The 14,589-nt window shown below is 59.6% G+C and carries 10 protein-coding genes; 2 read left to right on the forward strand and 8 right to left on the reverse strand.

Annotated features, from left to right (window positions below; all coding sequences use genetic code 11):
- Positions 1-231: 231 nt before the first annotated feature.
- The 3 genes from G5S37_RS11620 to G5S37_RS11630 form a co-directional block, all read right to left on the reverse strand.
- Positions 232-522: a hypothetical protein gene (locus G5S37_RS11620; RefSeq protein WP_165203914.1), complete on the reverse strand. Its 291-nt coding sequence runs from the start codon at positions 520-522 to the stop codon at positions 232-234.
- 76 nt (positions 523-598) lie between these two features.
- Entirely contained in the window at positions 599-1,561 is a 963-nt protein-coding gene (locus tag G5S37_RS11625) for a PhoH family protein (RefSeq protein ID WP_165203916.1), read from the reverse strand.
- Between the two features lie 556 nt (positions 1,562-2,117).
- The gene (locus tag G5S37_RS11630; RefSeq protein ID WP_165203919.1) at positions 2,118-2,657 is read right to left on the reverse strand and encodes a hypothetical protein; all 540 of its coding nucleotides are present in this window, start codon (positions 2,655-2,657) and stop codon (positions 2,118-2,120) included.
- A gap of 219 nt (positions 2,658-2,876) precedes the next feature.
- On the opposite strand from G5S37_RS11630, the gene G5S37_RS11635 reads away from it, so the two are divergent.
- Entirely contained in the window at positions 2,877-6,632 is a 3,756-nt protein-coding gene (locus G5S37_RS11635; RefSeq protein ID WP_165203922.1) for a hypothetical protein, read from the forward strand.
- Between the two features lie 286 nt (positions 6,633-6,918).
- On the opposite strand, the gene G5S37_RS11640 is transcribed toward G5S37_RS11635, so the two are convergent.
- The 3 genes from G5S37_RS11640 to G5S37_RS11650 form a co-directional block, all read right to left on the reverse strand.
- The gene (locus tag G5S37_RS11640; protein ID WP_165203925.1) at positions 6,919-7,473 is read right to left on the reverse strand and encodes a DUF4919 domain-containing protein; all 555 of its coding nucleotides are present in this window, start codon (positions 7,471-7,473) and stop codon (positions 6,919-6,921) included.
- 432 nt (positions 7,474-7,905) lie between these two features.
- Positions 7,906-8,358, reverse strand: a complete 453-nt coding sequence (locus G5S37_RS11645) for a hypothetical protein (RefSeq protein ID WP_165203928.1) — start codon at positions 8,356-8,358, stop codon at positions 7,906-7,908.
- A 58-nt stretch (positions 8,359-8,416) separates the two neighbouring features.
- Positions 8,417-9,205: a hypothetical protein gene (locus G5S37_RS11650; RefSeq protein ID WP_165203931.1), complete on the reverse strand. Its 789-nt coding sequence runs from the start codon at positions 9,203-9,205 to the stop codon at positions 8,417-8,419.
- 198 nt (positions 9,206-9,403) lie between these two features.
- On the opposite strand from G5S37_RS11650, the gene G5S37_RS11655 reads away from it, so the two are divergent.
- Entirely contained in the window at positions 9,404-10,171 is a 768-nt protein-coding gene (locus tag G5S37_RS11655) for a carbon-nitrogen family hydrolase (protein WP_165203934.1), read from the forward strand.
- A 148-nt stretch (positions 10,172-10,319) separates the two neighbouring features.
- On the opposite strand, the gene G5S37_RS32295 is transcribed toward G5S37_RS11655, so the two are convergent.
- Both G5S37_RS32295 and sigJ read right to left on the reverse strand, forming a co-directional pair.
- Positions 10,320-12,746: a hypothetical protein gene (locus tag G5S37_RS32295; protein WP_206026407.1), complete on the reverse strand. Its 2,427-nt coding sequence runs from the start codon at positions 12,744-12,746 to the stop codon at positions 10,320-10,322.
- Between the two features lie 698 nt (positions 12,747-13,444).
- Complete coding sequence (gene sigJ, locus G5S37_RS11670; RefSeq protein ID WP_165203940.1) at positions 13,445-14,368, reverse strand: RNA polymerase sigma factor SigJ; 924 nt, start codon at positions 14,366-14,368, stop codon at positions 13,445-13,447.
- Positions 14,369-14,589: the final 221 nt, after the last annotated feature.

A 14,589-nucleotide genomic window follows, 5' to 3' on the forward strand; every position in this document is an offset into this window, starting at 1 on the left:
ATCCGACGCGCAGCGTCCTTGGACTGCGGCAGCCTGCTGCCGCTTTGAAGAGTCCACAGCCTGCTGTGGCGATGTTGAGTCTCGCTGGTGATGTCACACTGCGGCTAAACAGTAGGCGGCTTCGCCGCGATGGAACTCGCAGCAGGCTGCGATGAGGAAAGCGGCAGCAGGCTGCACGCAGTCCAAGGCCTTCGGCGCCCGCTGCCATGTGCAGGAGTGGATTGGAATACCTCACATCTTCCTGCGCTCATACCACGTGTGATTGCACACGGGGCACAAGCATGCCTCTGGTGTGCGGCAGAGACCGCCACATTTCTCGCAGCGGTTCAGCGCGATTTCATCTGCGTGTTCCGCGAGGATGCGATTGCGGACAAGTTCCAGATGCAGTGCCAGTTTCAGTCGATCTGTGGGATGTAAAAGATTGTACCAGGACTTCTTTTCTTTCCCGGTCATCAGGTGCTTGTAGTTCCCGATGACGTAGTCCGTCAGTGCCGGGGCATCATTGTATGGGCTCGCGCTCATGATATATATTACTGCGTGACAAGCGGCGACCGTCCAACCGTCCAACCGTCCAACCGCTCACCGTCGCACTGGTCGCTTACTCCCCAGCCCCCCGGTGCACACGATACGCCTCGATGATCCGCTGCACCACCGGCAACCTCACCACATCGGTCGGCTCGAAGCGCACGAAGCGAATGCCCTTCACATCGGGCAGCACTTGAATCGCCTCGCCCAAACCGGAGCGCACACCACGACGCAAGTCGACCTGCGAGGGGTCACCCGTCACGGCGCAACGTGAGCCTTCACCCAGACGCGTGAGGAACATGAGCATCTGCTCGGTGGTCGTGTTCTGCGCTTCATCCAGGATCACGAAGGACCCCTTCAGCGTGCGGCCGCGCATATATGCGAGCGGAGCGATTTCCACGATGCCACGCTCCAGCAGCTTCTCTGCCTCGTCGGCTTCCAGCATTTCATACAGCGCGTCATAGAGAGGTCGCAGATACGGTGCGACTTTTTCATTGAGGTCACCGGGCAGGAAACCCAGAGCCTCACCGGCCTCCACCGCAGGACGCGTGAGGACGATGCGCTGAACGGATTTCTCCTTCAGCGCATGCAGCGCCTGCGCCATGGCGAGAAAGGTCTTGCCCGTGCCGGCGGGACCGATGCCGAAGACGACCTCGTTCTCCCGCATCGCGCGGATGTACTCGATCTGACCACGCGTCTTGGCGATGACCGGCGGCTTGCGACCGGACCCCAGGAGCTTCAGCTCCATGAGGTTTTCCGCGGGCGCGTCACTCCAGGGCTGGCGGGCATTGTCCACGATGAGGCGGAAGGTGTTCGGCGTGATGTCGCCACCGCCGCGGCGCACCTTTTCCAACTCCACGAAAACATCCTTCGCGGACTCGATGTCTTTCTGGTCGCCCTCCAGCTTTACCCAGCCATCCCGCGAAGTCGCGCGGATGCCGAAGGCGTCTTGCAGCGCGCGCAGCTGGGTGATGTCATCACCGAGGAGGGAGTGGAGAAACTGAGGGGTCTCGTAATTGAGGGTAACTGAGGGCATGGAACTGAAGGGGGAGAAAGGGGAGGGGTATGAAAAGAAGAGAAGAGCAGAAAGTCTGTATCTGAATCGCGGGAAACGGAAGGTCCGGCAGTAGACGGCGGAGGGGGAAACCCGCACACCATCAGCCAGACACGTCCAGTTTGCCAAAAACTGAAGACAGCCACAACGGCGCAATAAGCCGTATCCGCTCAAAAAATTGCAGGTGCTCTCTGGCACCCAACTGCTGTCTCAGGACTTCATGATGGCCGGATTCTACAGGGACAGTGATGAAAATCAAGTGGAGGATGTTTGAGTGACGCAGTACGAAGGGTCTGGGGAAGCCCAGAGGGCCTTCGTCCACCTCAGCCACTTGCGCTTTGTCCCTTGGGTCTGACGTTCCACCACACGAGGGTACACGGTGACTTCGTTTTGTATTTCAGAGGCGAAGCCTCCTTGGACTGCGTGCAGCCTGCTGCCGCTTTCGCGAGTCCACAGCCTGCTGTGGCGATTGTACCACCCCTCCACCGACTAACTTATCACGGACCCTACAAGCAGGTCGATGGCGGATGCATTTCTCTCAGACCTGCTCCGCAACATAGAACTCCCACATCTTCGACAGGTCAGGGAACTCATGTGGGGTGTCCAGAAAATACGCGACCACAGATGGCTCCTCTTCGAGCTCATCGGGCCACAAGAGGTAGATCTCTTCCCCTCCCAGGTAGTCGACCGCGAAGAGCGAGAGTCGATTCCACGGGCAAGTTGCAGGCGGGGAGTCGTCCCAATACTCCTTGCGAACGTCGACTGCTCCCATCTTATCCCGGGCAGTCCAAAGTTCTCGCATTTCAGCGACGCTCAGCCAGTCATGACCATACGTTCCGTTTTCCCATCGGCTGGCGAACTTGAATCGAGCCGCCAGCATGGGTGTTATCGGCCGCGAAAAGTCCGGGTCCAGGGTCGGCACAAGCGTCGGTGCTTCCGTCTCTGGGGCGAACAACTGTTGTTTGGACAGCGTGGCTTCATCCACTTGCATCAACTTCGCCGCGGTTTTCACGTTTTCGTCATTCTTCCGCTTCACCTTCTCAAGAAGCGCAAGGTAATCGGGTGGATTTGATTTCATTCTCGGTTTTCCCTATGCCTTGGATCGCGACCCTCGCAATCGAAAGGCGCCTTAGGACGGCAACGACGAGCAACGGGTATGGGACGTTCTGGGCTAAAACGCCTCTCACACCCAAAAAATCCCCCGCCGTCACCGTATGGCGTAACTTTCGCTCGCCCCCTCCGAATTCTCCAGTAACGAGCCCCACCATTCTCAGCAGCCTTAATTTCTTCACACACCATGCCACTCGACAACGAACCAACCGACATCGTCCCCAGCGGAGATTTCTCCCTCGAATCCCGCGACAACCAGGGGCAGGCCAGCGTCACCTTCAAGGCTCAGAGCCGGGGCGAGCGTCCCTTGGGTGACGGCGGCGAGACCCGCGGCATCGCCAAGCGTGAGATGGATGACGTCCGCCGCGGGCTCCTCGGCCAGGTGGATGAGGTCACCCAGGCGGCAAAAAACCGTTTGTCGGAAATCCGCGATGAGATCCAGCTCGCGCTGCTGACCACAGAGGACATGGGGGTCGAGCAGCGGCAGAAGCTGGAGTCGCAGGTGGTCTATCTCAACAAGAAGATCGAGGCCGGCTGGCCTGACTTCGACATGAGCTCGGTCCTCACCCAGATACCGGAGTTCGCCGGGGATCGAGCCATCAAGAGGTACACCGACCTGGACAGCGCTCTGAAGGGTCAGCTCACTACCTCCGAGACGATCCAGCCTCTCATCTCCCGTCCGCTCTCGCATCCCGAGACCCAGGAGCTCGATCTTGGTCAGCAGGACGTGCACCTGCTCACCCGCGCGGTGGCCAGCTCTTCCGTGGACCGGTTGCTTGGCACCGACGTTCTGGCGCAGGAAAAGTTCGGCACGGATGAACATGGCCAGCCCGTCGGCATCAGCGTGCAGGTGGATGGCCTCGGTGTCATGGGCACGCTGCCCAATACCAACACCTACTTCATGGACGTGGACTACTCCTCGCACAATGTGCAGAAGGGGCTCTACGACCTGGAGGCGCTGGACTACATCACCGGCCAGATCGACCGCCACGCGGGGAATATCTTCATCGACCCGGAGACGGGGAAGGTGCACGGCATCGACAACGACCTCGCCTTCCCCCAGATGGATCGCGGCGAGATGGTGAACAAGCAGGGCGGCCCCAGCTTCCCGGTGAAGAATCTGCCGCGCTACATGCATGAGGACACCGCGCGCAAGATCGAAAGCCTGCGCCCGGAGGAACTCCGCGAGACCCTTTCCAACATCGGCTATCCGCCGGATGGAAGCCGCGGCAAGCTCACGGAGGCAGAAATCGAAGGCTCGGTGAAGCGACTGCAGGAAATGCAGCAGCACGTCGGCACGCTGCGCAACGAGGGCCGTGTGGTGAAGCAGTTCAACAAGGAGACGTATGACGAAGCGGTGGCGCACCAGGAGAAGACCTCTCTTGATGAGCTGAGAAAGCTGGACTCCTACGAAGGCGTGTTGGTGACGGTGGAGAGCGTCACGGGACCCCATCTCACCTCTACTTCGAAGACCTCCTACGTGGGCACCGTCGCCCTGGAGAAGCATGTCAGTGACAAGAACATCGCCTTGGGCACCGGCGAGAGCCACACCCCCGACAGTCTCAAGGTCGAGCTCGATACCACAGGCAAGGCGTTGCGTGATCCTGACTTCCAGGAGTTCTCCCGCCTCACGGAGAACCTGCGCCAGCAGGAGCGGCAGCAGCTCACCAGCATGCACACGCCGCAGTTTGCGCAGCTCAATTCCCGTCTTGTGGAATTGGAGGACGGCATTGCCAAGCTGAAGGATCCCGGAAGGATGGACACCCTCCGCGCCATCCCGAAGGGCGGCGTCGACTCGGCTCGTCGTGAGCTGGAACAGGAGCGTGTGGGCGTCCTGCAGGAAATCCGCGACCTGGAGCAGAGCATCGATACCCGCGTGGAGCAGATTGTGGATGACGCCAAGGATGACCTCTGGCTGACGGCGCAGTTCAACGTGGTATTCGATGAGCAGCTGGGACCCAAGCCCCTGCAACCCAGCGATCCGCACTATGGCTCCTTCGAGGACTTCCGCGGGAAGAAAGCGGTGGGCGCCGGTGGCGCCACGGGCAGCGGTCGTGTGAAGGTGGATGGCGAAAACTTCCAGCTCAAGAGCTCCATCGCCCACTCCGGAGCTGGACGCCGCTGGAAGTCCGATGGCCTGAACCATGAAAACTATGGTGAGGTCATCGCCACGAACATTTCAAAAGCGGTCGTGGGTGATCTCAACCGTCACCTCATCCCGGACGTGATCGTCCGGCAGGATGAGCGCACGCATGAGCCCAAGGTGACCTCCCGCTATCTCGATAACGGCAGGGGCGACCTTGATGACCTTTATCGTACAGAAATGGGGAAACTGGATCCCCAACTGGCCCTCAATCCAAGGGACAAGAACGGCAAGCTCCCCATCATCGATGAAAACGGCAAGACCAAGAAGCATGCCTACATCACGCTGGATCCCACGAAATCCACCAGCCCTGGTGTGCTCGCGTTGAAAGACGAAGCCGCGCAGGATGTGCGCAGGAACATCGCCCTCTCCGCGCTCATGGGCGACCATGACGTGAACCCCGGCAACATGATCGACGTGGGCGGCACCCGCGTGGGTCGCATCGACTTTGGTCATGCATTCAATGAACTCATCACCGCTCCTGGTGGAAAGATGACCGGTGGTGGCGGTGTCCGCTTTGAGCAGAATCGCATCCTGGACTTCTTCAATCGTGAGAAGGTCAGCGGTGGAAAGCTGGGTGGTGACCCCTCGAAGCTGTGGCGCGACTATGATGGCGTTGGGCCGTCGCAGGAAATGGCCACCGCCTTGCGCGAAGTGGCCAAAAGTGAGGAAGCGTTGGATGGTCTCGTCCATGCGAAGGCCCAATTCACCGACCTCATTGCCGACCTCGAGGCAGAAGGCACCCCGGAGGCGCGCAAGGAAATCGAAGACCTCACGAAGTCCCTGGCCCGCATCAGCAAGAACGTTGGCAAGCCCGTCACCAGCACGGAGCCCGGCGACGTGGCGAAGGAGGTCTTCCAGAATCTGGATACCTTCGTGCGCGAAGGCCAGCAGCAGATGACTGACGTGGCAAACCTGTGCGATATGCAGGCCCGCATCGATACCTTCCTGCGTGACCCCGCCAACGAAGGAAAGAAGATTCCCGACGAGCTGCCTCAGGAAGTCAAAGACCTCTACCAGAAGCTCAACCAGGACGGGAGTTCTGTGAAGGCTACCAACGGCGAGGGCTTGCAGTTCATGAAGAACTCCAAGGGAGAGAAAGCTGTCTCCGGTGATCTGGAGAGCTATACCAAGGCTCGCCAGCAGGTGGTCCGCCTGGAGCGCGGTGAAGGTCCTGCCCTGAACGAGATTGACAAGCTGGAAGCCCGCAAGGCCCAGCTCCAGAACAACCCCAGTGCCGGCGACCATGTGAAGGCCTTCTTCAAGCACGGCACAGATGGCATCCAGGGTGAGATTGAAAGCATCGACAAGAAAATCGCGACTCTCAAACTCGCTGCTGAACAGGCCAAGCAGGGTGTCACCATGCAGGATGAACGCACGCAGGTGCAGATCCTCAAGGAAAGTTCACAGACGCTCAAGCAGGAGATCGAGGCCCTTCGTCAAGACATGGGAGGAAGAGCGCTCAACAACTTCCACAAGATTGGCGTTCAGACTTCCGAACAGGAATTCGCCGAGATGCAGCGCAAGCTCGAAGGGCTGGAGCAAGCCCGTGAGGAAGTGAAGGCAGCGATCAAAAAGGAAGAGGGCGTGCTCTCCGTGCGCGAAAAACTCGGCATCAAGGCCAACCCCAAGGAACCTCTCCGCGTCCCGAGCGTCGAGGAGCGCTTCGACCAGGAAGTCCCCAAGGTGAAACTCGAGCGAAGCCAGTCCGTGCGCGATTTGATGGGACCCAAGGGACCCAAGCCCGGCTCTGATGGACCCGAAGTCACGCGCACGCGGTCGCACTCCACGGCGAAATAAGGTGGGGCGGTAGTGTTTGAAGTGATGGCGGGCCGTTGCGAAAGCGACGGCCCGTTTTTTTGTTTGCAAGGTGTAACCCTGGGGGGCTGCAACGTCAGCGGATGGGGGCTGGGTGTGGCGGGCTGCATTGATTCCCACGTACGCGAACCCACCCATCCACCTGCAGCTCGACTCACGCTGCGCCCCCAAAAACAAAACGGTCACCTCGGGCAGCTTCACCTGGTGCGCATATTCCACCACCAGTTTCCGCGTCACCCGCTGACCCTCCGTACGCGACAGGTCCTTCCTATTCGGAGGCCTCGCCGTCGCTCTCCATCCTTCGCGCGAGCACCTTGCGGATATCCGTCACATCAAACCAGATCTGCCCACCGTCCTTGGTCGTGAGCACGTCATGCTCGCGGGTCCCGTCCGGACTCTTCGCGAGCGCCTGGCCCTTGGCTTCCAGATCATGGGCGAAGAGATAGTCGTACTCATCTGAGGTGCGCGTCACCAGATAGGGGCGCGCTTCCGTGCCATCGCCCGTCTCTTCAATCGCCTCCTGCAGCAGCTGGGAGATGTGATGCTCAAAGGCGGCGTCCTTTTCACGGCCCAGCTTGTGCAGGAGGAAGGCGATGTTCAGGTGCGCGCCGGGACTGAGCACGAGGTTGGGAAAGAGGGCATGCTTCATCACCTCCAGCGCCTGCTCCAGCTCGCCGGCCTCCATCATCTTAGGCACACCATCGATGGCATCCGTGTATGGATCGAATTCCTCAGTCGCCAGCACGGCATTTCTCACCTTCAGGAAGTTCTCCTGCGTCGGAGCCTGGAGGAATTCGACGAAAAGTTTCTTCAGCGCTTCCATGAGGGGAGATGTTTAAACTATTTAAATCGTGTGACGAAAATCTGATGCTGCTCTGTGCGAGTATTCAGCTTTGATGCAGCTGCCTCTACGCCGAAGGCGTTGCACATTGTCCAGCCCAAGGTCAGCTTGCGAAGCAAGCGCCACCTTGGGGTGTGGAGCCAAGATGCTGAACGCTGAAAGCGTTCCACAAACGCGCAGCAGGAGGGGTGAGTCAATCATGGCCGTCTGCTGCTCTGTGGAACCCTTTCAGGGTTCGACTGATACTGAGACTTACCCCAAGGTGGCGCCCGCTTCGCGGGCTGACCTTGGGCTGGACAATGTGCAACGCCTTCGGCGTAAATTACCGTTCCAGCTCAGCTTAACGCATTGGAGGATACGCAGGCAGTGCCGCACTCCCAAGCCAGGAACCAAAAACCAGGAACTCCGCACCGATCAACGGTACCCGTACGCCAGCGCCCAGGTCACGCCCTTGGACTTCTTGCTCTTCACACTGAAGACCACCGTGTAGGTGCCGGTCTTTGGTGGGTTCACGCGCACGGAGGAGTAGTTCTTGGCGGTCTTCAGCTCCATGTGCACAGGCTGGCCCTTCACGTCATACACGGCGAGCTCGAGTTCCGCGTCATCCGCGGCGGTGCCCAGCCAGAAGGCGTATTCGTTTCCTTTGAAAAGCTGGTGGCGCACCGCGAGCTTCTGCCCGCTCTCCACCTCGCCGTTCCAGTAGTCTTCACGCACGGTGAAGTTTTCCTGCACAAAGGGCGTGGCCGCCTGCATGGCGTAGTCATGGGCTTCATCCACCGTGGCGTGCACATGCACGAGTGGGAGCGTCATGGCCATGGTGGCAGCGGCGCATGCCAGGAAGAGCCTTCTGGAGAGGGACAACTTCATTGAAGAATCCTAGGGATTGGGGCGGGGTGTTTCTGACGCGGGTGCGACGGATTTCGACTTACTTCTTGAGGATCAATGCCAGAAGTTCTTCGGAAGTCTTGCGGATGGTGCTGACCTGATCCGCCGTGATGTTGCCATCATTGGATTCCATGGCCTTGCGGATGGTGCCAAGGCCCTTCGAGATGGTGGCCACGGTGGCGTTGCTCTTCGCTTCGGAGGACATGCCGGTGATGGACTTGGAGAAATGGTCTACCAGCATCGGCTGGTTCAGCAGCTCGGCGCGGTCAGCGTTGTAGGCCTTGGACACCACGGAGGTGGCGCTCGCGGTACCACGCAGCCAGCCACCGAGACTCACGCACTGGGCGTGGTCAATGTCGCGCGTGCGTTCCATTTCGTAGCGCACCGTCGCCTGCGTCTGGTCGAATTCCTTGCGGACGGCCTTCCAGTCATTCTTTTGCACTGCATCCAGGATGCTCTGCGCGTGGGGGCGCACCGCCTTGATGAGGCCCAGCCTCTGGGCGAGATTCAGCACTTCCTTGCCGATTTCTTCCACAGCCTTCTTGTCCTCTGCCTGCACGGCCACAAAACCTTCTGCCACCACGGTGCCGAAGATGAGGGAGAGTTCGTAGCGGTCCGATGTCTCGGGCAACTGCACGCCGCGCAGTTCCTGTTTCCAGTTCGGCTCGCCCAGCTTGTCCAGCACGGCGAAGATTTCGCTGGGTACTGGCACCACCACTTCATCCACCACGAAACCGGGGAAGGAAGCAGCATCATATTTTTGGGCCTCGCCTTGGGCAGAGACTGCGGACAGGGCCAGGGCGCAGACTACGCCACCGAGGCGGGGCATCCATCGAGGGAGGAGAGAATGATTCATGGGAGGCACTCGCGGGCAGGAACGTTCCTGTTCTTTGGTTCTGGTTACGCAAACCAAGCGCACTTTGATTCGCGGTGCAACCAATTTGGCGGTAGGGGAGTATCGCATCGCGTGTGAAATCCATTGCAGGCCAGCCCCGTATGGGCCACTGCTCGCCATTCGTTCATCGCCATGCATGTGCATTTAGTCCAGTTCGATCCCGCTTGGGAGGACAAGAAGGCCAACTATGCCAAAGTGCTCGCCCTGCTGGAGTTGAATCGTCCCGAACCGGGCTCTCTGGTCGTGCTGCCGGAGATGTTTAGTACCGGATTCAGCCTGAACCTGCCCGTCACCGCCCAGGGAACCGCGCGCGAGGACGATGTTTTTCTCGCAGACCTCGCCCGAAAGTACGGCTGCTATGTCCTGGGTGGCGTCGTTTCTCCGGATGAAGAAAAATCCGGCATGGGGCGCAATGAATCCGTCACCTTCGGACCAGATGGCGCGCTGCTCGCACGCTATACCAAGATTCAGACCTTCACCTTTGGCGGGGAACCGCAGTGCCATGCCGCGGGCTCGGAGATCGTCACCTTTCCGTGGGCTGGCTTCACCGTCGCGCCGCTGGTCTGCTACGACCTGCGTTTCCCGGAACACTTCCGCACGGCGGTGAAAAAGGGGGCGAACCTCATGGTCGTCATCGCGAGCTGGCCGGTGAAGCGCTACCACCACTGGCTCACCCTGCTGCAGGCCCGCGCGATAGAGAACCTCGCCTACGTCATCGGCGTGAACCGCACTGGCAGCGATCCCCATCTGAAATACAACGGCCGCAGCGTCGTCGTCAGCCCACACGGCCACATCATCGCCGATGCCGGCGAAGGCGAGGGCGTGGTGAGTGCGCGGCTGGATCTCGCGGACGTGACCGCATGGAGGGAGCAGTTTCCCGCGCTGGGGGATATGAGGTAGTTAAGGGTGAAGTTAGAGAGGCCTGCGGTAGTCACCACACCCGGCTCCGTCTTTGGCCTCGGTTGCTTGGAAGCCATCGATGATGAGTTGTGGAATGCCGGTCGCATTTGGACCGGCATCCTGAATTCCCCTCAGCGTCCGCCCGTGGTTACTTTTTGCGGTTGGCCTTGGCCTTGGGCCTGGCGGGCTTGGGTTTTCCTTTCTCACCGGGGGCGGCTGCCATGGCCGGTTGGTCGCCATGACGCGGTGTGTATTTATACACGGTGCGATGACGCACCAGGTCACCCCGACTCCGCACAAACAGCGGACCCCAAGAAGGATTCGCCACATTCATCGCCGCCAGGATCTCAACGGCCCTTCGCAGTACGGCCGCAGGATTCCCTTTTTCCAGGGCGAAGCTGATGGCCGCCGCTACTACGTGAGTGGCATAGGCGCCATCGGGCAGGGTCGCGCCATCGATCCCGGCGATGTGCTGCCGGATCTGATGTGTGATGGCCTCGTCGTTGTTCCTCCAGTTCTGCACCTCGATCAGCGCGTGACCTTCCAAGGCATCCAGAGGCACCGTGGCGATGGTCTCCGCGACGATCTGTGCTGACTTCACCGCGTGGGCCTGAGAAACTTTTATGCCCTCTAGATTGATGGCGGTGTGATCCTTGTCTGTTTCCTTCTTGATGACGTCCGCCCAGGCCTTGCTGGTGCTGAAATCCAGGAGCCGTACTGTGGATGCGCCGAGGTAGCCTCGGAGCAGGTCTGCCGGGTGGCTATCCTCCTTCGCGCCCTGATTGCTGAGTTCGGCGGACGTCTGTTCCCAGATGCTGCGCAAGCCGCGGAAGTAGGCGATCATGCCAATGGCCGGAGCAGGACCCATGTTGAGGATGCCGAGCACGTCAGAGGCCGTTTCGTCAATGCGGGTGGACCAGTAACTTGCCAGGTGAGCAGGGAGTTTTGCCTTCAACAAGGCGGCGTGCACCCGTACTTCCAGTTCTTCTTTGAGGCCATCATCTGCATCGAGAATGTTGTGCCCATTCAACTCATGGGGCAGTGTCGCCCAGCCCATCAGCCCGGTGTGAGAGTGCGAGGCTGGGAGATGCACCACGCCGGTTTTGATGTCCCAATCCGAGAGCGCTTCCACGGTCCACGTGTATGGACCGAAGTCTGGCAGGCCCCACTTCACCAGAGGCGCGATGATGATTTCGTCAGGTGGCTTCACATCCTCACGGTCCTCCGCGCTGAGGAATCCATCATAGAGGTCACTGATGATCTCCTGAAACGCCCTCGTCGCCATGTGGCGGTAGCGCTCGCCTCGCTGGATGATTGCTTGGGAGACATCCAGCAGTGCACCTGCAGCCCCTTCCCGGCCCGGGTCATTGGCGAGAATGGAGTTAAAGCCTGCCACGGTGAGATCCTCGATCAAGTCGGAGAACGGTTCAGCAATGGCGCCCCGATACGCCGGGGGCAGATTGGATCGCGCGGCCGTGACCCGGGAGCGGAGTTGGGAGATGTTAGTCTCGTCCTTGGGGCCTTTGTCCACGATGGAGTAGGCCTCGGCCGAGTCAGCGATGCAGGCATTCATGGCCGAGATGTTGGGTGTCGGTGGCGTGAAGTTAACATTCGCGAGCACCGTGCCGATGCCTTGGCGCACCCGGCGGCTGGGTCGCGGTGGGCATGCGTAGATGAGTGCCAGGATGGACTTCATGACTGCCGGAGGCACCTGAATGGGCGTAGTACCGTGGTGACCATCGTGTCCGCCATGATCGTGTCCGCCGTGAGCAGCACGCGCGGGCCGTTTGGCAGCCGCTCCTCCGGCTGCATGATGCGGTGCGGGGAAAACGATGTTCTCTACTCCCATGTGGCGTGCGCCCGTGCGAAGGGCCGCGATGTATCCGGGCTCCGCATCACTTTTGCCAGTGGCGGCGCGGTATCTTCCCCACATGGTGTCAATCCATCCGTGCAGGCGCCAGAACATGGTGTTGAAAATGTTCACTTGGGGATTGCCCATGCTGATGGAGTTGTCGCCGGGATCCGTGAAGCGGCCGTGCAGATAGTTGTGCAGGCCCGCTCCCGGATCGTCGGAGTCAGCCAGAGGATCTGCGAGGGTTGGCCTGTCGGTGGTCTGGATGAAGATGCCAAGCTCATCATCGCTCAAAAAGGATCCGGGATTGTCGTGGATCCGATCTGCTCCGGTGGATAGATCGATTGCCAGGGGAAGCGTACTCTCGGGGTCGTTGGGATTTGGCGGCACGGGATTATTTGCATCATTGGGCTCTGTCGGCACTCGAGGCCACCCGTCGAAGATGTCTCGATGCTGCGGAAAAGTCTTCCGTAGTGCTAGAATCATGGCGCGGTGCATGGCGAGGAATTCCACCCCATTGCTCGCTGCCCCCTCCTGTACGGGATAGCGCGTCCACCCCTGGCTCAGGGCAAACGGGATCACACGAGCGTTCGGTGGTCGAAAGACATCCGAGGCCGCGAACCGGTCCCAGCGCCGCTCGATGTGCCATTGCAGATGGTGGTCTCCCCAGTTTAGTTGGTCGAGCCAGGTTCTAATCGCTTGTGGTATAGGTTGTTGGGCCATGATGGTTCTGAAGAAGTGATTTCGTCGATGGGAGGTTGATGTTTTTCGACATGTTGATGCTCATTGAATGGATGGTGCAAGGAGAAAAATACGTTTTTCCACGTTAATGGTAGTTGAGTGTCTCCTTCAGCTAGATTTGTTTTCCACATGGTGCTGGCGTTATTCTGTCTGCGACGCCGTCGCCTCGCTCCGTTCGGCACCGTGTTGAATTCCGTGCACGGGACCACACCCAGCACTCCTCCTCCGGTTTGCCCCGCAACAACGCGTTGCCAAACCCAGCCGCTGCCTCTCTACCGTTGCGGCTATTCCCTCAGCTTCACCACGTCACTCAAATAGCCGCAGTTTGTCAGGACTCCGGTGCGCGAAGATTGAGTTCATCGCCGAATTTGGCCTTGGAACAAGCGGTGCCTCCCTTGCCATCGGTGGAATCCACCTCGTCGAAACCGGCGACGCGCCTGGAGCAGCGCTCCTGGGCACCCTGTCGATGATCACCATGCCTGTTGATGATCATCAAGGCGGCTGTCGGCGTGAGAATTGTGCGGCGCAAAACATAAGACAGGCCGAAGGAGCTGGGGCAGGACCTCAGTCTCCGAAGTTCCTCTGCGTGTCTGTGTAGAACACACTGAGCTTCCGCTTGGAATCGATGTAGAGAGACTCTCATCTGCTCCCCACCTTTGTGTTCCTTGCGTTTTTTGCGGCTATCCCCCGGTCTCCTCGTGCTCGTGCCCGCTACCCTGCTCCTCGAACAACCGCAGCTTGTCCGGATTCCGATGCGCGAAGATTGCCTGAATCTTCCCATCCTGCACATCAAGTGACAGGGCGGTGACTGGTTGTCCTTTCACGATGAGCAGCAGTCCCGGCGCACCGTTGAAGGTGGTGATGCGCGTCTCGAATCCTTCCGCGCTCGCCAATCCAACTCGGACGACATTGACGAAGAACTTCGCGATCACATCGCGATCATGCAGCACCTTCGGCACCGCCGAGGCCTTGCCGCCACCATCCGAGTGCAGGGTGGCATTTTCGCCCAGCAGATCCAGCAACGGCTCCAGCTCACCGGCGCGGCAGGCATCGAGGAATTTCTTCAGCAATTCCTCATGCTCCTGATGCGTCGTCGTGAAGCGCGGCTTCTCCGAACGTACTCGTTCTCTCGCACGTGATACCATCTTGCGACAGTTCGCCGCCGGCTTGCCGAGGATGTCAGAGATATCCTCATACGAATGGCCAAACACCTCATGCAGCAGGAAGCCTGCACGCTCCTCTGGTGACAGCTTCTCCAGCACCAGCATGAGGGCGATGGACACACTCTCATCCACCTGCTCTGCATGCACGCTGGCCTGTTCCGCGCTCGCATCCACATACGGCTCCGGCAGCCACGTGCCGTAGTACTGCTCCCGCTGCACGCGCGCGGACTTCATGCGGTCCAGGCAAAGTCGACTCACCACCGTGAGCAGCCAGCTCTTGGGTGACTTCACCTCTGCCGTATCCGCGCCCGTCCAGCGCAGCCACGCCTCCTGCACCATGTCCTCCGCATCACTTACCGAGCCGAGCATGCGATACGCCACACCGGTGAGCAGACCACGGTGCTCTTCGAAGGCAGCCACTTGGGAATCGGAGAAGGTCATACGGGAGGGAAGTTGATGGTCTATGGTTGATAGTTGATAGCCTGAGAATAGTTGAGGGTCGTTGGTTGAGAGTTGAGGGACTGAGGGGTGATGGATGTGTTCACCTGCATTGGACTTAACACAGTGGTGCAGAGACAGAGAGGAAAACTTCGGAGCTGAAGATCCGGTCAACCTTTCAGCACTCGACTTTCGGTTCTCAACTCACTCAGGCTATCAACTAT

It is taken from the genome of Roseimicrobium sp. ORNL1, from assembly GCF_011044495.1.
Lineage (GTDB): Bacteria > Verrucomicrobiota > Verrucomicrobiia > Verrucomicrobiales > Verrucomicrobiaceae > Roseimicrobium.